The 23,032-nt window shown below is 63.6% G+C and carries 10 protein-coding genes; all 10 read left to right on the top strand.

The genetic code is table 11. The features are described from left to right. Positions 1 to 100 precede the first annotated feature (100 nt). The 10 genes from AR689_RS04210 (at position 101) to AR689_RS04255 (ending at position 22,847) form a co-directional block, all read left to right on the top strand. The gene (locus tag AR689_RS04210; RefSeq protein ID WP_062067239.1) at positions 101 to 6,208 is read left to right on the top strand and encodes an Ig-like domain-containing protein; all 6,108 of its coding nucleotides are present in this window, start codon (positions 101 to 103) and stop codon (positions 6,206 to 6,208) included. Between the two features lie 67 nt (positions 6,209 to 6,275). Beyond that, positions 6,276 to 7,247 carry an AAA family ATPase gene (locus AR689_RS04215; protein WP_062067241.1) on the top strand — a complete coding sequence of 324 codons (972 nt, stop codon included), beginning with the start codon at positions 6,276 to 6,278 and terminating at the stop codon, positions 7,245 to 7,247. A gap of 93 nt (positions 7,248 to 7,340) precedes the next feature. Next, positions 7,341 to 8,744, top strand: coding sequence for a DUF58 domain-containing protein (locus AR689_RS04220; protein WP_062067243.1), 1,404 nt, complete (start codon positions 7,341 to 7,343; stop codon positions 8,742 to 8,744). After that, positions 8,741 to 11,254 carry a transglutaminase TgpA family protein gene (locus tag AR689_RS04225; RefSeq protein WP_062067245.1) on the top strand — a complete coding sequence of 838 codons (2,514 nt, stop codon included), beginning with the start codon at positions 8,741 to 8,743 and terminating at the stop codon, positions 11,252 to 11,254. The genes AR689_RS04220 and AR689_RS04225 overlap by 4 nt, the downstream gene beginning before the upstream one ends. After that, positions 11,244 to 12,893, top strand: a complete 1,650-nt coding sequence (locus AR689_RS04230; RefSeq protein ID WP_062067247.1) for an RDD family protein — start codon at positions 11,244 to 11,246, stop codon at positions 12,891 to 12,893. Before AR689_RS04225 ends, AR689_RS04230 begins: the two co-directional genes overlap by 11 nt. After that, complete coding sequence (locus tag AR689_RS04235; protein WP_062067250.1) at positions 12,890 to 13,816, top strand: PP2C family protein-serine/threonine phosphatase; 927 nt, start codon at positions 12,890 to 12,892, stop codon at positions 13,814 to 13,816. Before AR689_RS04230 ends, AR689_RS04235 begins: the two co-directional genes overlap by 4 nt. Next, a complete protein-coding gene (locus AR689_RS04240) occupies positions 13,803 to 15,860 on the top strand; it encodes an FHA domain-containing protein (protein ID WP_062067253.1) in 2,058 nt (685 codons plus the stop codon). Before AR689_RS04235 ends, AR689_RS04240 begins: the two co-directional genes overlap by 14 nt. Continuing rightward, positions 15,857 to 17,647 (top strand): protein kinase domain-containing protein, encoded by a 1,791-nt coding sequence (locus tag AR689_RS04245; RefSeq protein WP_062067255.1) that lies wholly within the window; start codon positions 15,857 to 15,859, stop codon positions 17,645 to 17,647. The genes AR689_RS04240 and AR689_RS04245 overlap by 4 nt, the downstream gene beginning before the upstream one ends. A 44-nt stretch (positions 17,648 to 17,691) precedes the next feature. Further along, on the top strand, positions 17,692 to 18,396 hold the full coding sequence (locus AR689_RS04250) for a hypothetical protein (protein ID WP_024820211.1): 705 nt from the start codon (positions 17,692 to 17,694) through the stop codon (positions 18,394 to 18,396). After that, positions 18,393 to 22,847: a type VII secretion EssC family protein gene (locus AR689_RS04255; RefSeq protein ID WP_062067259.1), complete on the top strand. Its 4,455-nt coding sequence runs from the start codon at positions 18,393 to 18,395 to the stop codon at positions 22,845 to 22,847. Before AR689_RS04250 ends, AR689_RS04255 begins: the two co-directional genes overlap by 4 nt. The last annotated feature ends 185 nt before the right edge of the window (positions 22,848 to 23,032 follow it).

Raw genomic sequence — 23,032 nt, forward strand, 5'->3', positions numbered from 1 at the left:
CCGCCGTACGGGGGAACTGCGGAATGTACGGCTGCCGGCATCTGCCGGTTGGCCCGGAAGCCACTGGGGAGCGGCTGGACACAAAGGGAATTCTGGGGCTGTGAGAAATTTCTTCGGCAAGCTGGGGCTGAAAAAGCGTCAAAACAAGAAAATACTAGCGGGAACTGCTGTCACCGCAGCGGGCGCCTTGCTGATCACCGGGGCAATTCTGTACCCGGGGTTCAAGACCACCGAGGTGGACTTGAACGACGGCGGCGTGTGGGTGGTGAGCAAAACCAAGAACGCCGTGGGTCGGTTGAACTATCCGTCCCGCGTCCTTGATGGTGCAGTGACCCCCGCCACCACTACCTTTGATGTGCTCCAGCATGACGGCAACGTCTTCGTGGACGATGAGTCCGGCTCCACTATCAACCAGGTCTCGGCCGCAAATCTGAAGCTGGGTGGCGACAAGCAGCTGCCGTCGTCGTCGCAAGTCAGCTATGGCTCCACCGTGCTCTCGGTGACCGATCCTGCCCGCGGCAAAGTCTGGGCGTTGTCTCCCTCCACCGTTAACGGCTTCGATGAAGAAGGAACCGAGCCCGTTCTGACCGGCTCCCCGGGCATGGTGTCGGCGGTGGGATCTGATAACCGGATTTACACGGCGGACCCCGGCAAGGGCGAAATCACCGTCACCACCGTGGACGCCAACGGTGAACGGACCGATTCCCAGATCACCAAGGTGGATGAGCTCAAGGGCGCCGGCGATCTTCAACTGACTGTGGTGGGCGATAAGCCCGTGGTCTTGGATGCCGCGTCCGGAAACCTCTTCCTCCCGGGCGGCCGGAAGCTCCAACTGGCCGATGCCCGCGAAGCAAAGCTGCAGCAGAGCAGCGAAGACAGCAATTACGTGGCCATTGCCACGAAGAAGGACCTGCTGAAACAGCCTCTTGACGGGTCCACAGCAGCAACTGTCAGTGCTGACGGCGAAGGCGTCCCCGCGGCGCCCGTGCAGGTCAGCAAGTGTGTGCACTCGGCATGGTCCGGTGCCAACAAGTACGTCCGCGACTGCGACAATGACGCGGACGACAAGAAGAACGACGTCCCCAAAGCCAGTGCCTCTCCGAGCTACGTTTTCCGGGTAAACAGGGACCTGGTGGTCCTTAACGACGTCAACTCAGGCAGTGTGTGGCTGGTCAACCAGAACATGCAACTGGTGAACAACTGGGACGATGTTGTCCCGCCCAAGAACCAGTCCGATGACCAGGACCAGGAGTCCGCGGACAACAACACCATCAACGTCCTCCCGGACCGCACCAAACCCAACCGGCCGCCGGAAACCAAACCGGACGAGTTCGGTGTCCGGCCCGGCCGGACCTCCATCCTGAGCGTGTTGGATAACGACTCAGACCCCGACGGCGATGTCCTCACCGCCTCGGTGGGCGCGAATGGCCCCAAGATGGGCGCGCTGGAAAACATCTACGGAGGCTCCGCCTTCCAGATCAAGGTCCCGGATGATGCCAAACCGGGAACGGAAGTCTTTGACTACAACGCCGCCGACGGCCGTGACTTGTCCGCAGGCGGCAAGGTCACCCTGCGGGTAGTAGCCCCTGAAGAAAATAAACCGCCGCTCTTCAAACGAGGCGAGCCCACCACCATGCTGGTGGAGCAGGGCAAGTCCGTCAGCCAGAACATTCTGACTGACTGGATGGACCCTGACGGTGATGACCTGGTCCTGCTGGACGCGAAGTCGGACAACGATCAGGACCAGGTGAAGGTTCGCCGTGACGGCCTGCTGACGTACCAGGATTCCGGTGCAGCACCGGGCAAGAAGAACGTCACCATCACCGTGTGGGACGGCCGGGCCACCACCACCGGCCGCATCGTGGTGAACGTACAGCCACCGGGCGCCCTCGCGCCTGTGGTCAACGCGGACCACGTCACTGCCGTAGTTGGCCAGGACCTGGTCATCGCTCCCTTGAAAAACGATGTGGACCCCAATGGTGGAGCCCTTCGTGTGGCTCACGTGGAAGCCGCAGGCCCTGCTGAGCTGGGCCCGGTGACCGACGGCGGAACTTTCACGTTCCGGAGCACCACGCCCGGCCCGATCTACCTGACCTACATCGCCAGCAACGGCCCCCAGAGCAGCCAGGGGCTGATCCGCGTGGACGTGGAGTCCGGTAAAGATCCCGGTGCCCCCGTCGCGGTTCATGACGTGGCTTTGCTTCCCGTGGGCGGCAGCGTTCTGGTGGATCCTCTCGCCAACGATTCCGATCCTTCCGGCGGGGTGCTGGTCCTCCAGTCCGTCACCGTGCCCGACGGTTCGTCCGCCTCGGTGAGCGTGATCGACCACAGCGTCCTTCGCGTCACGGACGTCCTCGGCGCCAAGGAACCTTTCGTCTTCAGTTACACCATGTCCAACGGCCGCGCCTCGGCCACAGGCACAGTGGGCGTCGTCCCGGTGCCGGCTCCCGCCGTCGTCGAGGCTCCCCAGCCCAAACCCGACGAAGTCAACGTCCGCGTGAACGACGTCGTGACCATTCCGGTCCTGGACAATGACACCCACCCGCAGGGTGAGGAACTGTCCGTTGATCCGGTACTGGCACAGAGCATTCCGGAAGAGGACGGCAAAGCGTTCATTTCCGAGAAGACCCTTCGCTTCATCGCCGGCCCCACGCCAAAAACGGTGCGCGCCATTTACAACGCGGTTGATCCTCAGGGCCAGAAGAGCGCCGCGGCGGTGACCATCCACATCCTTCCGCTGGAAGGCACCCAGAATTCGCGGCCGCAGCCGCAAAACCTGACGGCACGCGTGGTAGCGGGCGGCAGCGTCCGGATTCCGGTCCCGTTGGACGGCATAGACCCCGACGGCGACTCGGTGCAACTCACCGGCATCGACAGCACACCCACCATGGGTACTGCGACGGCGGGCAGCAGCTTCATCGATTTCGTCGCCGCAGGGGACGGCGCCGGAACTGACTCGTTCCGTTACAAGGTGATCGACCGCCAAGGCGCGGTGAACACAGGAACCGTGACGGTTGGCGTAGCGCCACGCGGCGAAGATAACCAGAAACCCGCACCCGTGGATGACGAGGTCAAGGTTCGTCCTGGCCGCCAGATCGCCGTTGATGCGACCGCCAATGACACCGACCCCGATGGCGACCTCATCCGTATCCTGACGGACAGCATCGAGGCTGATGCCGGACTCGACGCCAAGGTCAGCCAGACCAGCGGCCGGATCCTTGTGACCGCTCCGGCAGCGGAGGGCACCGTCAACGTCCGTTACTCGGTGGCCGATGACCGCGATGCGGTGGGCCAGGCCAGTATCCGCGTGGTAGTTCAGAATGACCTGCCCTTGCAGGCGCCGATTGCACGCGATGACCGCGTGACCTCGGCGCAGACTCTCGGCAAAACAGCCGTGGACGTCCCGGTCCTGAAGAACGATGAGGATCCGGACGGCGTGGGAGAAAACCTCAAGGTTTCCACCGGTTTGGACACCGCACGTCCCGGCCCCGAAGGCAACGTCATTGTTGACCTCACCGAGCAGCCGCAACTGGTGCCCTACACGGTGGAGGACGTGGACGGACAGAAGTCCACGGCCATCATCTGGGTTCCCGGGATTGGCCAGCAGGTTCCTACGCTCGCCAAGGACGAGGTGGTGGAACTTGTCTCAGGCCAGTCCGTCACCGTGAACCTCTCAGAGTGGGTCAAAGTCCGGGAAGGGCGCTCACCGCGCCTGACCCAGACTGACCGCATCAAGCTCATCGGTTCTGACGGCAGCGATCCCATAGCCAACGGCGGTACGGCGCTGAAATACACTGCCGGCGCGGAGTATGTAGGCCCCGGTTCCATCAGCTTCGAAGTCACTGACGGGACCGGCCCGGATGACCCCGACGGCCTCAAGTCGACGCTGAGCATCCGAACTAAGGTGCTGCCCGACCCCAATAAGAACAACCCTCCCGTCCTCTTGGGCAGTGACGTGGAGGTGCCCAAGGGTGACTCTGCCAGCCTGGACCTGGAGAAGCTGACCTCTGATCCGGACTCGGATGACGTGCAGAACATGAGCTACGAGCTGGTGGGTGACGCCCAAGGCGGCTTCAAAGCGAACGTGGATGGCAAGACGCTCAAGGTCTCTGCTAACGATTCCGTACAGATCGGGCAGACGGGCACTGTCCAGGTGAAGGCAAAGGACCGGCGCGGACTGGAAGCTGTGGCTACCTACAAGCTTTCACTGTCTGCCTCCACCAGGCCCAAACCGGTAGCCAACGACGACGCTGAGCCGGATGCCCAATCCGGGAAGCCAGTGACAGTGAACGTGTTGGCAAATGACTCCAACCCGTTCCCGGACACTGCGCTGAAGATCGTCTCAGCGGTGACCGAAACGGGCCAGGGAACCGCCGAAGTCGGGGGAGACAGCGTTACCGTCACGCCCGGGGGCGGATTCACGGGCACCATGGTGGTGGCCTACACCGTGCAGGATAAAACGGGGGAGATCTCCCGGTATGCCACTGCCCGCATCCGTTTGACCGTCAAGGACAAGCCGGCAGCGCCCACCACGCCGTTGGCCCAAAGCGTGGGGGACCAGACAGCGCTGCTGACGTGGAACGCGCCGCCGGACCGTGGCTCACCCATCACCAAGTACACGGTGTACGGGGAAAACGGCTTCACGCAGGACTGCCCCGCGAACACGTGTACCTTGACTGGGTTGACCAACAACGTGAAGTATCACTTCGCCGTTACCGCAACCAACGCGATCGACGAGTCCGAGCGCTCTCCTGCATCCGCCGAGGTCCGCCCGGACGTCAAGCCGGACACCCCGGTGGCACCGACGCTGAAGTTCGGTGACAAGCAACTCTCCGTAGCGTGGACTGCTCCTGCAAGCAAGGGCTCGCCCATCAAGTCCTACGATCTTGAGATTTCGCCTGCTCCGGCAGGCCAGAACCCCCAGATTCAGAACCTCACGGGCAACAGTCACGTGTGGACCGGTCTGACCAACGGCGTGGCCTACAAGGTGCGTGTCCTGGCACGGAACGACGCCAAGGAACCGTCCGAGTGGAGCACCTACTCCGCCGCGGAGATTCCTGCCGGCGTGCCGGCAACTCCCGCCGCTCCCTCAGTGGTAGGTGCAGGTTCCGTGGATTCACGAAGCCAACTGCAAGTCAGCTGGGCAGCGCCGAATAACAACGGTGATGCCGTGTCTACTTACACCTTGACGACTTACCGGGGTGGCGCTCTGGTAACTTCGCAACCCGTGGCCGGGACGTCACAAAATGTGACGGTAACCAACTCCGAGGATGACTACTCGTTCACAGTGTCGGCTACCAACAAAGCCGGTGTCAGCGGCGTCAGCCAGCAGTCAGCGGCCATACGTGCTGCGGGCAAACCAGGCATAGTGGGCGCCCCATCGGCTGCCTTGGTGGAGACCAACGCTGATGGCGGCAAGATTCAGGTGACGTTCAACCCGTTGGCGGGTCCGGAACGCAACGGCTCCAACGTCAACGAGATCAGCTATCGGTACGCTCTCACTTCCGGGGGAGGTAGCGGAACAATTGCCCCTGGCGGGGCTGTTGTTGCAGCCGCCAACGGAACTGACACGGCAGTGGTCGTGTGGGCAGTCTCCTCACGAAACCCTACGCCCGGTGACAGAAGCCCCGCATCAAACACTGTCAATCCCTATGGACTGGCAGCTGCGCCGGTGGTGACCGGTAGCAAGAGCAGCGGCGTCGGCGACAAGACGGTGTCCTGGACCTGGAACGCCCCCAGTGGTAATGGCCGCCCTGTGACGGGGTACCAGTACAGCCTTGATGGCGGAGCATGGACGAACACAGATCAGAGGTCGCTCTCAAGAAGTGTGGGTTACAGCCAGACCGTGACGCTTCAGGTCCGTGCGATCAGCGGCGGCCAAGCTGGCCGGGTGGGCAGTGATACATCCCGCAGTGGAGCCGAACCGCCTCCGCCGCCACCGCCTAACCCGCCGGCGCCTTCACAGATCCAGGCCCACAACAGCACCTGCCCGGGAAAGCCCGGCCAACCGGACTCGTACAACCCCAGCGGGCCCACGTGTGGAGTCGGCTGGGTGGAGCGGTCCTGGGGCTGGATTGATGTCACCTGCAGGCAGGACATCTACAGAAACGGCACTCCCTGGTACAAGCTGAACGGATCGCCGAAGAGCGGTTGGTTCGTGAAGTCCACCACCGTAGACGTCCGCAACGGCGTGCCGCCACCCTGCTGACCCATCGCCGGCTCAACGCAATAACCCAACAACCAACACCTCCATACCCAAGGAACAGGATCTACCGATGACCATGACAAACGAGCAGGCCGCCTGGTTTGCAGAGACGTTCGAGAAGCTCGTTGCCAACGTGGGCAAGGCCGTGTTGGGCAAGGAACACGTCATCCGGCTGACCTTCACCGCCATGATGGCCGAAGGTCACGTCCTGTTTGAAGACGCACCGGGCACGGGTAAGACTTCCCTGGCGCGTGCCTTGGCCGCAACGGTCCAGGGTTCGCACAACCGTATTCAGTTCACGCCCGACCTTCTGCCGTCTGACGTGACGGGTGTGACCATTTACGATCAGAAGACGCAGAAGTTCGAGTTCCACAAGGGCCCGGTGTTCAACAACATCGTCTTGGCTGACGAAATCAACCGTGCCTCTCCGAAGACGCAGTCCGCGTTGCTGGAGGTCATGGAGGAATCCCGGGTGACAGTGGACGGCACCACGTACGAGGCCGGCCGCCCGTTCATGGTCCTGGCGACCCAGAACCCCATTGAGCAGGCTGGTACCTACCGACTACCCGAGGCCCAGCTGGACCGCTTCCTCATCAAGACCTCCATTGGCTATCCGGACCACGCTTCCACCGTCCGGCTGCTGGGCGGGGCCAACTTGAAGGATCGGTCGAAGGACCTCACGCCGTTGATCACCACCCAGGCCGTGGCTGATATGGCCGACCTGGCAGCCACAACCCATGTGGACACTGCGGTGCTGGAGTACATTTCCCGCCTTTGCGAAGAGACCCGCAACGCCGGCGAAACCAGGCTGGGCGTATCCGTCCGTGGCGCTCTGGCCATGGTCCGCGCCGCGAAGGTGTGGGCAGCCAGCCAGGGCCGGAACTTCGTGCTGCCGGATGACATCAAGGAACTCGCTCCCGTGGTGTGGACGCACCGTTTGGTGATGGACCCCGAGGCTGAATTCTCCGGGGCAACACCTGAGGTGGTACTCAGCCGCGTCCTCGCCGACGTCGCTGCACCGCAGCAACGCGCCAGCGCCTAAACAGGCGCCAGCGCCTAAACAGGCGCCAGCAACTGGCACCACGCCTCCACAAAGCACCCGCTCAATCGCACCAGCTCAAACAAAGGCCCCTACATGTCCTCCAGCACACCCCTGAACAGGGCTGCTGATTCGCTCAAGCGCACTGCGTCTTCGCTTGGCGATAAGATGCGCTCCCTGCGTTCCTCTGGCAGCGAGCCGGGGAAGCGCCCCAGCCAGTCCAGCAAGCGCGGCCAGTCCAGTAAGCTCCACCCCGCCGCGGTATGGTCCGAAGCTGCCGGAACCGCGGGCGATGTCCTTTCGCCGGTGTGGGGCAAGGTCCGGGCTACGTGGCTGAGGTTCGTCTGGCCTGTCCTGGCTGTGGTGAGCCTGTTGGGCTGGGTTGTGTTGGTTGCGGCCATCGGGCTCTGGTGGGCAGGGCAGGCGTGGGGTTGGCAGGAAGCCAAGTCCGCTGCGATGGTGGCGTTCCTGCTGTTCCTCCTGGCCATCGGCTTCATTGTGGGCCGCTCGGCGTATGGTGTGGTTCTGGACCTTGCCCGCACCCGGGTGGCAGTAGGGGATGACGCTGTGGGCAGCATTGCTGTGTCCAACGTTTCCACGAGGCCTTTGTTGCCTGCTGCTTTGGAACTCCCCGTGGGTTCCAATACTGCTGTGTTCCATTTGCCCCGCATGAAGCCGGCGCAGGTTCACGAGGACCTTTTCACCATTCCCACGGCCCGGCGTGCAGTGATTGTGGTGGGTCCGGTCCGTTCTGTCCGCGCCGACCCCCTCCACTTGTTGCGTCGTCGCGTCATGTGGACCGAACCGGTGGACCTCTTCGTGCATCCCCGCACCGTTTCCCTGGGCAGCTCCGCGGCAGGGTTCATCCGTGACCTTGAGGGCATGCCCACCACGGAACTCTCCAGTGCGGATGTGTCCTTCCACGCCTTGCGCGATTACGTCCCGGGCGATGATCGGCGCCACATCCACTGGAAGACCACGGCCCGCACCAACAAGCTCATGGTCCGCCAGTTCGAGGAAACCCGACGCGCGCACCTTGCCATCTCTTTGTCCATTAACACCGACGAGTACGACTCCGAGGCGGAGTTCGAAATGGCCATCTCCGTGGCCGCATCCATCGGACGCCAAGCGATCAGTGAACAACGTGACCTGGACGTCCTGACGCAGAAGGGGCCGCTCCGCTGCGAGACGGGCCGTAACATGCTGGACGACATGACCCGGGTTGTCGGAGCACCCATGCGGAAGACCGCCGTCGACCTCGCACGGAACCTGTCAGACGCCGTCCCGAATGCCTCCGTGGTGTTCTTCGTCGTCGGCAGCCACGTGACGGCAACCCAGCTGCGCACCTGCGCTGCCTCCGTTCCTCCCGGCGTGCGGAGCCTGGCGGTGCGGGTTCAACCCGGCGCGGCGCCGTCAAGGGCTAACATCGCGGACCTGACGGTCCTGACGGTGGGCGACCTGGACGATTTGGCCATTGTTCTTCGAAAGGCGGCAGCATGAGCACCGCGCCCAATCTCCGTCCCCGCGCGAAGGAAGCCCGGGCAGCGAAGGGCTCTCGCGCTGCCCGGGGTTCCAGGTCCGAGGCCCGTGCCACGGGTGCATCGATCTTCAGCGACGGCCGGCCTCTGTGGCATTTCGCCGTTGACTGCGGCGCGCTTCTGGTGCTGCTGTTCCTTGGCGTCCTCGGGTTCACCCTGAGCTTCGGGGGAGACCCCCATTACCTCATCGCAGGTCTGGGCGGCGTGCTGCTCGGGTTGGGGATCGCCGTCCTTAACGCGCACCTCCGCTTGGGGCTGCTGATCACCACTGCGGTGACGTTCGGCGCCTATATGGTCTTCGGATCGGCGCTTGCAGTGCCGGATTCGGCAGTTGTGGGATTCCTGCCCAGCCTTGACTCCCTGCGCACGTTGCTGCTGGGCATCGTCTTTGCCTGGAAGGACATGCTGACAGTGGGCGTTCCCGTGGGGACCGCGAACGGCATGCTCATTGTGCCGTTCCTGAGCTCGCTGGTGACGGCGCTGGCCGCGGGTCTGCTGACATGGCGTTTGAAGAGCCCTTACTGGCCGTTGCTTCCTGTGCTGGTCCTGTTCGTCACCGGAATCGCCTTCAGTACCAGCGCAGGCTTCCTTAACGTGGAGCGTGGAGTCTCCCTGACCATTGTGTCCATTGTGTGGGCGACCTTCCGCCGCGACGTGCTCCGCAGGAACAGCACCAAAGCCGTTTCGGCCAACAGGCCAGATTCCGACGCCGACACCGCACGGCGCGGGCAGCTACGTCGCTTGGGTACTGCTGCAGCCGTGATCGCCGTTGCGGTGGGCGTCACCGCCATCGCCTCGCCGTTGGTCACTGCCAGCGATGACCGCAAGGTTCTCCGCAACACCATCGTCCCGCCTTTCGATCCGCGGGATTACATCACCCCGCTGGCGAGTTTCCGCAGCTTCGTCAAGGACGAGAAGGACAGCACGCTGTTCACGGTGAAGGGCCTGCCCAAGGATGCCCGCGTCCGGCTGGCTGCCCTGGACGCTTTCAACGGGCTGAACTACACCATGGACCCCAACAGTTCCGGCAACTTCAGCAAGGTGGGCGACGCCCGTTCGCTGAACACTCTGGCTGATTCCGGGAGCCCGGTGCAGGGCACCAACTACACGCTGGACATCACTGTGGAGGACTACCAGGGCTACTTTGTGCCGGGTGGCAGCCACACCACGGGGATGAGTTTCGCTGATACTTCCGGTGCAGCTTCAGGGCTTTACTTCAACGCCGGCACGGACACGGCCGTCACCACCAAGGGACTGTCCAAGGGTGAGAACTACACCGTGCAGGTCTCTGACCCCGGGACGCTGGAACACGGACAGCTCACCCAGTACGACTTCGCGAAGCTCACGCTGCCTGAGGCGGAGGAAGTGCCGCCGATCGTGGCGTCGCAGGCGAATCAGTTGTCAGAGGATGCACCTACGGCCATTGACCGCGTGCGGCAGATCGAGGCGCACTTCCAGAAAAGCGGTGCATTCAGCAACGGCCTGGTAGCCGAGGGACAGCTCCCCAGCCTTCCCGGTCACAGCGCTGCGCGCGTCCGCAACATGCTCTCCGCCAAGCAAATGCTCGGCGATGACGAACAGTACGCCGTGTCCATGTCCCTCATGCTCCGCCATCTTGGCATTCCATCGCGTGTGGTCATGGGGTTCTATCCGGACCCCAAGAGCCCCGAGAATGGTGCCGGCGACATCAAGATCACGGGCAAGGACGTCCACGCCTGGGTTGAGGTGGCATTCGACCGCGTGGGATGGGTTGCCTTTGATCCCACCCCGCCCAAGGACAATGTGCCCATTCCACCGGACCCGGAAAACAAGTCCAAACCCAAGCCGCAGGTGCTGCAGCCGCCGCCCCCGCCGCAGGAACCCGCTGACCTGCCACCGGATTCCACCCCGGACGCCCTGGATGCTGACGAGAAGAAGAACAACCCATGGCTCTTCTGGGGCCCGCTTCTCGCAGCCATTGGCGTGGCACTGATCCCGTTGGGGATCCTCGCGTTGCCGCTGTTGCTGATTCTCCTGCTGAAATCACGACGCCGGAAGGCGCGTTTCCGTGATGGTCACCCTGCCCAGCGGGTTGGCGCTGGATGGAACGAAGTGCTGAGCTTGGTCACCGATATGGGTGCCTCGATTGACACCAAGTCCACCCGGCGCGAATCGGCCACGGTCATCGCTGATGCTTTCCCCACTACGGGAACTACTACCACCCTGCTTGCCCATCGAGCCGACGCCGCCGTGTTCGGGGCCGGTCAGCCCAGTGAGGATCAGGTCAAGGAGTACTGGGAGATTGTTGATACGTCCTTGACGGATATTACGGGGAGCGTCGGTTTCTGGAAACGGCAGCAGGCACGGTTCTCGCCGCGTTCGTTGCTGTCCGATGGCCGCGCGGCCCTTCGTCGCCGGCGACAGAGCACCACCGAGCCTGCGAAGCGCCGCTTCACGTTGCCGTTCAAGAAGGACACCACCGATGAACAATGAGACAGAACTTTGCCCGGCTTGCCGGCACGGGGTCCGTCCGGGCGCGACGTTTTGCACGCAGTGCGGTTCACCTCTGAATAACCGTGGTGCCCGCAAGGAAGGCAACATCAATCACGCCCAGAAGGCGGCGTTGGAGTTCGCTAACCGGCAGGGTTCCTCCGATCCCGGTAGTATCTCGGTAGTGTCGGCGCCGGCGTCGCCGATGCAGCACGGCCAAAAAACCATGCCGGACCGTATGCCTGGGCCAGGGGGAGGGACCACAATGACCAGCAATCTCGAATTGGTGCCCGCCTCTGCCGGAAAACGCCTGGGAGCCGCCGTGCTGGACTGGCTGGGACCCTTTGCCGTCCTTGCCACCACGTTCGCTCTTGGCATTGCCGGCATCACGCAGACCCGCAGGAACGGCTTCATTGTCTATGACACGGGACTGTTGGTTCTCCTGGGGAGCATTGGTCTGGGGGTGACTGTGGTGTACACCTTTGTCATCCTTGGCCTTGAGGCGAAGTCGGGAAACACTGTTGGCAACCAGCTCATGGGCATCCGCAGTGCGGATTCCGACGGCTATGCGCCGGGCGCTGGTGTTGTTTTTGTTCGCGGGATCCTCACTGGTGGCCTCTTGCTGCTGGGGTCCATTGTTGCCGTCATCCTGTCGGCGCTCGGATTGATCGGACTGGTCCTCTGGATCGCCTTGCCGCTGATGTTCCTTGGTGTTGTTTGGGCTGTCCTTGTGGTCATCTCCAACGCCTGGGACAAGAACGGCAAGCTGCGGGGCTGGCAGGACAAAGCAGCAAAGTCGTTGGTCTTCGATGTCAATGCGGGCCGCAATCCGGTGACCACCGGAGGCATTCAAGGTCCGTACAGCTTCGCTCCCATGGATCTCCCGCCGGTTCAACCCGTAGCCTCCCCGGTGCCGTCAGGTCCGGCGTCGGGTTCCCGGCCAAACGGCAGCGTGCAGGCAGCTTCCGGGCAGGCCGCTCCAACCCATGCCACCCAAGCCACGCAAGCCCAAGCCGCTGCACCGCAAGCATCTCCAGCGCAGGCATCGCCGCAGCACACGGCTGCCGTACCGCAGGCCGTTCAGCCTTCCCACGACCCCAACCAATGGCGGCCGCCGTCGATGCCTTTCGCGCCGGCACCGCCCACAGCAACAGCTCCGCAAGGGCCGGCACCTCAAGCCGCGGCAGCGCCGCAGGCCCCGGCAGCACCGCAAGCAGGGATCATCACGCCCCAAGACACCCTTGCGGTCACTGCCCACCCGGACGACGACGTGGAGCGCACCCAGATGCGTCCGGGGGCTGCCCGTGCCCAGGCCGTACTGCGGATCCGGGTAGACGACGGCCAGGACATCCAGTTGGGCGGGTCAGTGCTCCTCGGCCGTAATCCGGCACCGCAGCCCGGGGAGTCCGTGGAGCAATTGCTGCCCGTGACGGATCCGGGCCGGTCTATTTCCAAAACGCATCTCCATCTGCGCGTTGACGGCGACGGTGTCTGGGTCACTGACCGTCATTCCACCAACGGCAGTGCAGTCACTACGCCGGACGGCTTGCAGACCCGGCTCAACCCGGGAGAAGCACGTTTTGTCCGTCCCGGTTCCACCGTTCACTTTGGGGACCGTTCCTTCCACCTAGGACAAGCATGAACTCACAGCCGGCTACCCCCGTCAACGCCGAAGCGGGTCCCGCCGCAGGCGGATCGGCTTTTCGCCTCAGCTACGGATACGGTACGGACCGCGGACTGCGGCGTGAACTGAACGAGGACTCGTTCATCGCCTCAGATCCTGTGTTTGCCGTTGCCGACGGCATGGGCGGGCACGAAGCGGGAGAAATCGCCAGCGGCATGTGTGTCCGGGCCCTGGGCAGTGCCCCTGAATTGTCCACTGGCGTGCGCACTGCAACTGCAGCGGGTCTTCAGTCCTGCCTGTTGAAGGCCGACGCCGCCATCCGCGACGCGACCGGCGCCCGCGCAGGGACCACCCTGTCCGGTGTGGTGGTGGTGGAACAGATGGGCCTGCCTTACTGGCTGGTGATGAACATCGGCGATTCCAGGACGTACCGCCTCAGCCAAGGGGAGTTTACCCAGGTCAGTGTTGACCACTCCGAGGTCCAGGAATTGGTGGATTCCGGTGATATCACTGCCGAGCAGGCAACGGTTCATCCCCGTCGCCATGTTGTTACCCGTGCCTTGGGAACCGGCGATGAGACCGAGGCCGATTTCTGGCTTCTTCCCATTCAGGAGGGGGACCGGATCATGGTCTGCTCGGATGGTCTCAACGGCGAACTGGGCGATGACCACATGTTCCGCGTCCTGAGCACCGTCGCCCATCCTCAGGATGCCGTGGATGCGCTGATTCAGGCCGCCTTGAGAAGCGGTGGCAGGGACAACGTCACGGTCATAGTGGTGGACGCCAAAAACGTCTTGAACGATGCCGGAATCGCCATCACTGCGCCTCGTCCTGAGGTAGCGTCCGAGGTTGAAGAAGACACCCTTCCCCGGGCTTGGGTGAACGGCACGGATGAGGCCGCCGGGGCTGACCAGGAGGAAGGCGTTGATGGGAAGCAGTAACCGCCTTTCGCTGACCCGCTACCAGCAGGGTGAATGGTTTGGCGTGGTGCGGAACGGAACCGTGGTGCTGCTTGGCCCCGACACCCCGCACGCACTGATCGATACCGTTTGGGAGTTGCTGGCAACCGCACCTGAGGCCCACGAAGTGCTCCACGAGGTGACGGAGGCTTTTGGCGTTTCCCTCAGCCGCATCCCGCCCTTCGGGATCATCGACTCAAAAGACGCCCTCCGTGTGTTCCTCCGGGGAGACCTTGAACTGGCGGTCCAGCTGAGTGGAGGGCCGAAGCTGGGCGGTGGCGAGGAGCGCCTGACGGGGCGTGACGTCACCACCTGGACCGAACGCCGGCTCGCCGATGTCACGTCCTACAGCGTCAGAATCGGACACGGCACTGCCGTGTCCATGGGAGTGCCGACGGCGGGTGGAAGCCTCCCGGTCAACAGCTCGCCACTGAACAGTCTTCCGTTGGGAGAAGGCGTGGTCCTTCTGGCATCGCTCGATGCCTCGGCCGCCGCCGACCACACTGAGAGTGAACCCGAAGCATCTGATGCCGGAAGAGCAGTCCGGCCCGCAGCGGTATCCGACGAGACCATGATCGGCTATACGGAGGCGGACCTCGGCCTGACCATCGCGCCCGGCCACATGATCAGCTCCATAGGTTCTTCCACCCCCGCGGACCATGCTGGTGCCGAAGGGCCCGGGACCGCCGAAGTACATGGCATGGCCCACCCTGATGCTCCTGAGGAAGCGGAGATGCTGGATGAACCGGAGCTGCCGCCGGCGGCGGCTCCGGTGGATTCTGTAGCCGAAAAGGCTGCCGATGACGTGGAACCGGCTGAAGAGGAACCGGTTGCTGACGAGAAACCGGCGGAGTCGGAAAACCCCAAAGCACCCGACGAACCCGCAGCATCCTCCGAATCAGCAGAGCCTGAAGAGCCGGCCGCGGAGCAGGAACCGGCCCCTGCGACGGATTCGGACGTCTCCGGTGTCCCCGTCCACACAAGCACCACGGATCCCATCCTGCCTTCGCTGGAGAACACCACCAGCTACGACCATTTGTGGGACAAAACCGTGATGCGGAACATTGAGGATGCCGCTGTCCGTTCGGACGATGGCTCCGAAGACCACGGCTCACCTGCTTCGGCCGCACCGGAAGACCAAACACCTCCGACGCCGGAGCCTGCTTCCAGCGCGCCCGTTTCCGCCCCGCTTGCTTCTGCCCCGCCTGCTTCTGCCCCGCCTGCTTCAGCCCCGCTTGCTTCTGCTCCGCCTGCTTCTGCCTCGGAGGTCCACGGGGAGAACGCGTCCGCAGCAGCGCCGTCTACTGGACTGATTGACTCGGTTCCGTGGCTCCGCAGCGGTTCCTCCACTCCTGAGTCCGGAGGTAACCAGCAGGTTGCGCCGCCGGGGCCAGCTGCCGTTCCTTCACCCCAGATACCGGCGGCTTGGCTATCGGTTCCCCAGGACAGCTCCGTGGATGAGGATTCGGATCACGACGGCCAGACCATCATGAAAAGCAGTCTTCCCACTGTTGGTGATGGGGGAGCGAAGGCTGCTGTGGGTGGCGCTGAGAGCCCAGCCGTCGCAGGGCCCAGCGTTTTGGCACGCATGTGCTCCCAGGGGCACGCCAACCCGCCTACCTATCCACAGTGCTCGGTCTGCGGGGTTCCTGTCACAGGAGACGCTGTCCACGTGCCGCGGCCCCGACTGGGCAGGATGCGGCTTTCCACTGGTGAGCTGGTTGATCTCGACCAGTCGCTCATCATTGGCCGGCAGCCATCGGTCTCCCGTGTCCAAGGCGGAACCATGCCCCGGCTGATCCAAGTGGACAGCCCGGGAGGGGACATCTCCCGCTCCCACGTGGAAGTCCGGCTGGAAGGTTGGCACGTCATGCTGTGCGACCTGAAGGCAACCAACGGAACAGTGCTCATTCGGGAAGGCCAGGCACCACGCCGCCTTGCCCAAAACGAGATGGCGATCCTGCTGGACGGCGATATTGCCGAGCTGGGTGACAACATTTCATTGCGTTTCGAGGAGATTCTTTGAGTTCCAAGAGGCCCCCTGCGCCGCCTCCACCCATTCCGGGTTTCAAGTACATCAGCCTGCTCGGTTCTGGTGGCTTTTCGGATGTTTACCTTTATGAGCAGGATCGCCCGCGCCGAAAAGTAGCGGTCAAGGTGCTGTTGTCCGATCTGAAGACCGAAGGGGCACGCCGCCGCTTCGAGTCCGAAGCGAACCTCATGGCCCAGTTGTCGTCGCATCCCTACATCGTGACGATCTTCGAAGCCGAGATCACCGAAAACGGCCACTCGTACCTGGCCATGGAGTACTGCTCCAGGCCGAGTTTGGACGTCCGCTACCGTCGCCAGCGATTCAGCGTGGACGAGGTACTGGCCGTCGGCATCCAGGTGGCGTCCGCCGTCGAAACCGCCCACCGGGCCGGCATTGTGCACCGGGACATCAAGCCTGCCAACATCCTGGTGACCGATTACAACAGGCCCGCCCTGACGGACTTTGGCATCTCAGGCACCATCGGCGCAGACACCGAGGACGACGCCGGAATGTCCATCCCGTGGTCTCCGCCCGAGCAGTTCCGCGGCGGCGCCGTGGACGGTGTTCCCGTGGATATCTGGGCTCTGGGCGCAACGCTGTACACGCTGCTGGCGGGTCGCTCGCCCTTTGTCCTTCCGGGACAGGACAACTCCCAGCGGGAACTGATCTCCCGCATCACCAACTCGCCGCTGCCCAGGCTGGGCCGTGCCGACGTTCCGGAGTCCTTGGAGCTTGTGCTGGCCACGTCCATGGCCAAGTCACCGGAATCGCGGTATTCCTCAGCGCACGCTTTCGCGTTGGCACTTCAGCGGATCCAGGCTGAACTGAACCTGTCCGTGACGCCTTTTGAGGTGTTGGAAGAACCCGGGCACGGCGACGATCAGCATCCGGACGACAACTTCGAGGAAACCCGGGTTCGGAGCATCGCCTCGATTGATCCCGACGCTTCCGGAACAGCCACGACGGGCTCGGCACCCACGTTCCCGGCACGAACGTTCCCGTCCACGGTTCCGGGCGGTACCCAGCGGCCGGCGCCGCCGTTCACCCGGCCCGCCGGTGATCCGCAAACCCCCGACGCTTCGCAACTCACCAACCCCTCGCAACCCACTAACCCTTCTCAACCTGTCCAGTCGCAGGCCGGGCCCTCGGCCCCGCCCCAGTTTCATGCCCCGGCAGCCGGATACACGCCGCCCGGCTCACAGTATGCGCCCGCCGAGCCTGACACGGCAGAGTCCACGGTCCTTCGCGGCTGGCAGCCCTCGCAATCACAGGACGATCTGGGGGCAACGGTCAGCCGATCTGCCACAGGAACCTCAGCGGTAGCCCAGGACGACGCTCCGCCGGCAGATCACGGCAAACGAAACCTTTGGCTTGCGGCAACGGGTGCGGCGGTGCTGGTAGTGGCCATTGTGGTTGGCGTGATCCTGGGTGCTCAAGCCCAGCCCAAGGTGGCGCCGACGGAATCGTCCAGTAAGCCGCCGGCGGACGCTTTGAGCGACGGCAGCGTTCCGGAGGTTGCGGGGCTGGCTGCAGCGCGCGATACCAAGGACCGGAATATCATCATCTTTTCCTGGACCAACCCTCAGCCGATGGCCGGGGACACCTTCAAGTGGCGCATAAAGTCGGCGAAATCTGAAGGTGTCTATGAGAACACCACCATTGGGAAAGCGTTCCTCTCCGCGTTTGATGAACCACCTATCTGCGTGCAGGCCATCATTGTGCGCGCCGACGGTTCCGCGTCACCTGGCGGGCCGGATTCCATCGCCTGCCTGGAGGAGTAACGGCACATGCGATTTACTTACCGCCGACCTAGGAGGCACAGATCATGGGGGATCTAGCAATAGATTTCTGTGGTGAATGGTACGAACCATCCGACGAGGACATCTTCGACATTGGGCGCGAAGGTGACTTGGAAGTTGATGACAACCCGTACCTGCACCGACGCTTCCTGCAGATAGCCCGTTACGACGGCATGTGGTGGCTCAGCAACGTGGGCAGCATGTTGTCCGCCACGGTGGCTGACGGTTCCGGCGGTATGCAGGCCTGGTTGGCGCCCGGTGCACGGATCCCGCTGGTGTTCAGCCACACCAACGTGATTTTCACTGCCGGACCCACAACCTACGAGTTTGCCGTGCACTTGAAGACGCCGTCTTTCCGGCATGAAGCCCGCGAGGATGACCAAGCGGGGGACACCACCATCGGTCCCGTGGTCTTCACTGATTCGCAAAAAGCACTCATCGTTGCCTTGGCCGAGCCCATGTTGCGGCGCGACGGCACCGGTTTCAGTGCCATTCCCTCATCCGCCGAGGCCGCGAAGCGACTGGGCTGGGCACTGACCCGTTTCAACCGCAAACTGGACAACGTCTGCGACAAACTGGACCGGGTAGGCGTCGTTGGCCTGCGCGGCGGGGTGGGAAAACTTGCCACCAACCGCCGGGCGCGCTTGGTGGAACACGCTGTGACCTCGCACCTGGTGACCCCGGCTGACCTGCATCTTCTTGAGAAAATGAGTGGAGTCGACGAAGGATGAAGTTCCGCCTGACCCTGCGGCGTGACCCTGCGGAAGCAAAGGACCTCGCCGTAACGGTGGATGGTCGTGCCACCGTGGCCGATATTGCCACCGAGCTGTGGGCGGCCGACCCCGCACGAAAGGGAACCGAGCCGCCGTCGAACTTGTCCATCAGCGTGGACGAAGCTTTCGTCGGCGGCGGGCTCTCCGGGCACGTGCTGCGGCCTACGGACAACCTGCTGGAGTCCGGGCTGCGGCCCGGGTCCAAGGTCTCCCTCGCGCAGGTCAGCGAACAGTTCGCCTCTAACGGCCACGCCAACGGCAATAGCCGGGGACCCGCAGCGGCGACGTTGCGCGTGATGTCAGGGCCCGACGTCGGACGCGAATTTTCGCTGCCGTTCGGCACCAGCTACATCGGCCGGGACCGGGACGCCGACATCCGCTTGTCGGACCCGCTGACTTCCAAGCGCCACGCGCGCATCACGGTGGGCGAGACCGTGGAAATAGTGGATACGAACTCCGCCAACGGCCTCCTCATGGACGGGTTGCCGGTAACCCGTGCGACGCTCGAGTCCTCGGACACCGTTACCTTGGGCGACACTTCCGTGGGCGTCGTTGCGTTGTCCCGAAACCATGGCGGCGGTCCGTCATCGCCGCTGGTGGATTTCAACCGATCCCCGCGGGTACTGCCCAGGTTCGAGTCGCCCAAACGGGTGCCGCCGGCCGGCCCCAAACGCCCGGAACACCAGCCCTTCCCGTACATCATGCTGGTGGCGCCGCTCCTGATGGGTGGCGTGCTCTTCGCCGTCACCCAGAACCTGCTGTCCGTGCTCTTCATGGCCATGATGCCGCTGTTCATCGTGGGGCACTACGTGGACCACAAGATGCAGAGCAAGCGGCAGGCCAAGGAAGGCCACAAGCAGTTCAAAGCCGCGATGCTGGCTTTCCGCGAGGACATCGACAAGCAGCAAAATATTGAACGCGCTGTCAGGCTGCAGGAAGCGTCGTCCGTCAGCGATACGGTTGACGCCATTTACAAACTTGGACCCCTGCTCTGGACCCACCGGCCCGAACACCAGCATTTCCTGGGGGTCCGCTTCGGGCTGGGCTCGGCGCCGTCGCGCATCCAGTTCGATGAACCAAGCGCCAACGAAACGGAACCGCAGTACATGCGGGAAATCCAGGAATGCCTGCAGCAGGTCCGCGTCATAGAAGGGGTTCCGATCGTCTCGCAGCTGCGCACCTCGGGCTCCTTTGGCGTGGCGGGGGACCGCAGCGTGGTGGATGACGTGGCCCGCGGCATGGTGCTCCAACTGGTGGGCCTCCATTCGCCTGCCGAGGTTGTCCTCACGTCACTGACTTCGGCTCGTTCGCGTGAGCGTTGGGACTGGTTGCAGTGGCTCCCGCACGTGGGTTCAGGCCACAGCCCCATCTCCGGCGATCATCTGGCTGCCGGCCCCGGCGCTGGCGCCGCCTTGTTGTCCAAGCTCGAAAGCCTCGTGGAAGAACGCGAGTCCATGGCCAAGGAGCCTGGGCCGCACCCCCGCCCCGGACTCAAGAATGAGCACGAGGACATTCCAGGTCCGGTGGTTCCTGCTGTCCTGGTGATCGTTGAGGACGATGCCCCGGTGGACCGCGGACGACTCACACGCTTGGTGGAACGCGGCCCCGACTATGGGGTGCACATCATGTGGGTGGCCGCCAATGTGCAGTCCCTTCCAGCCGCCTGCCGTGACTTCCTTTCCGTTGACGGCGATCACGGCACCACCACCGGCCAGGTCCGCTTGGGCCGCCACACGTACCCGGTGAGCTGCGAAAGCCTCGATGCCGAACTCGCCACCCAACTGGCGCGCATGATGTCGCCGCTGGTGGATGTTGGAAACCCGCTCGACGACGACTCCGACCTCCCGCGCGCCGTTTCCTACGCCACGTTGATCGGCAAAGAACTGATGGACAACCCGCAGGCCGTGGCCGAGCGTTGGCAGGAGAACAACTCCGTCCACGCCACAGCCGTGCCTAACCGCAAGGACAACGGCAGCCTCCGTGCGCTGGTTGGTTCCAAAGGTGTGGAGCCGTTCTACCTGGACCTCAAGAACGAAGGTCCGCACGCACTGGTGGGAGGAACCACCGGTGCCGGTAAGTCCGAGTTCCTGCAGTCCTGGGTGATGGGCATGGCGGCGGCGTACAGCCCGGACCGCGTCAGCTTCCTGTTCGTGGACTACAAGGGCGGTGCTGCTTTTGCCGACTGCCTGCACTTGCCGCACACCGTTGGACTGGTAACTGACTTGTCACCGCACCTGGTGCGCCGTGCACTGACCTCGCTGCGCGCTGAGCTTCACTACCGCGAGCGGCTTTTGAACCGTAAGAAAGCCAAGGACCTTCTGGCCCTGCAACGTGAAGCCGATCCGGAGGCGCCCCCTTACCTCATCATCATCGTGGACGAATTCGCCGCCCTGGCAACTGAAGTTCCCGAGTTCGTAGACGGCGTGGTGGATGTCGCCGCGCGTGGCCGGTCCTTGGGCCTGCACCTGATCCTGGCCACGCAACGGCCCGCCGGCGTCATCAAAGACAACCTGCGTGCCAACACCAACCTTCGCGTCGCCTTGCGCATGGCCGACGAAGTGGACGCCACGGACATTCTGGGCGTTCCCACCGCGGCCTACTTTGATCCGTCCATTCCGGGCCGTGGTGCTGCGAAGACCGGTCCAGGCCGCATCCAGGGCTTCCAAACCGGCTATGCAGGTGGCTGGACCACCGAAAAGCCGCAGCGTCCCAGGATTGACATTGTGGAGATGGCGTTCGGATCCGGCCCCACCTGGGAACCGCCCCTGGTGTCACAGGTGGAAGAAGAACCGGCCGGGCCCAATGACATTGCGAGGATGACCGGAAACATCATCCGGGCAGCTGACGTGCTGTCCATCGAACCTCCCCGCAAGCCTTGGCTCAACGAACTCGCCACCACCTACGATTTCTCCAAGCTTCCCAACCCGAGGACCGACGAACGGCTCCTGCTGGGTGTGGCAGATGACCCCGCCCACCAGGACCAGCCCACCGTGTTCTACGAGCCGGATAAGGATGGCAACATGGCCGTCTACGGCACGGGTGGATCCGGCAAGTCGGCGGCCCTGCGCGGGATTGCCATCGCAGCGGCTGTCACGCCGCGTGGTGGGCCCGTGCACATCTACGGCGTGGACTGTGGTTCCTCGGGACTCAAGATGCTTGATGGCCTTCCCCACGTTGGTGAAATCATCAATGGAGACGACGTGGAGCGCGTTGGGCGACTTCTGCGCTGGCTCAAGGAAGTGGCAGATGACAGGGCCGCACGGTTTGCCGAGGTCCGGGCCTCCACCATCGTCGAATACCGGCAACTGGCCAACCGGCCCGAAGAAAAGCGCATCTTCATCCTGGTGGATGGCATGTCCTCCTTCCGTGAATCCTACGAGTACAGCAACCTGTCCGCGCTGTGGGATATCTTCCTGACGCTGGCAACCGACGGACGTCCCCTGGGCATCCACCTGGTAGTCAGCGGTGACCGCACCAACTCCGTTCCGGCGTCGCTCCTTGCTTCCATCCAGAAGCGGCTGGTCCTGCGCCTGAGTTCCGAAGACGACTACATGACCCTCGACGTTCCCAAGGATGTCCTCAACGCAGCTTCGCCTCCGGGACGTGGCTTGTTGGACGGGCTCGAAGTTCAACTCGCCGTGCTTGGCGGCAACTCGAACCTTGCCCTGCAGGCCCGCGAAGTGGCAAAACTCAGCCAGGCGATGCTGCGCCAAGGGCTGGAGCAGGCGCCTCAGATCCAGCGGCTCCCGGAACTGGTGGACCTGGACATCTTGCCCACCGGCGCCCCGGACAATCCCGTCATTGGCGTGGACGACGAAACGCTGGGTTCCGCGGCCATCGCCGCCAAGGGATCCCTGCTGCTCGCCGGCCCTCCAGGTGCTGGACGGACAGTGGCCCTGGTCACCTTGGCCTACGCCTTGCGGCGTTCGAACCCGCGCACTGACCTGATCTACATCGGATCCCGGCGTTCGGCCGTGGCCTCGCTCAACATCTGGAGCAGGTCATTGGTGGGGCCGGACGAAGTCTCGGATGTTGTGGATGACCTGATCGACAAAGCCGCGGACAACCCTGGCACCATGGCCATCTTCATCGAGGGCCTCACCGAGTTCACTGACACGTTGGCGGAGTCTGGAGTGGGACGGTTGGTGACGGCCGCTATCAAGGCCGATCAATGGGTGGTGGGCGAATCCGAGACCTCCACCTGGTCCCAGGCTTGGTCCCTTGCCCAGCCGTTCAAGTCCGGACGCCGCGGGCTCCTGCTCAACCCCGGGGACGTGGAAGGCGATACCCTCCTCAATACTTCCCTGGGCCGGATCAGCAAGGACTTCATCCCGGGCCGCGGCTACATTGTGGGACGTGGAAAGGTACGCAAGCTCCAAATCGCCATGCCGCCTGAAAACCGTAGCTAGGAGGCTACCACCATGCGACGCTCGCTCATTCCGGCTGCCCTCCTTGCGGTTGGCCTGCTGATTGCGCCCGTTTCCGCCGCTCACGCCGCGCCGTGTGAAGGAAAATTCTCCTGCGCACCCACTGAGGGTGCCGGCGAACCCTTGCCGACGCAGCCCGGACTGGCTCCCGAGGAGGGCAAGAAACC

This window comes from Arthrobacter sp. EpRS71 (assembly GCF_001512285.1).
Lineage (GTDB): Bacteria > Actinomycetota > Actinomycetes > Actinomycetales > Micrococcaceae > Arthrobacter.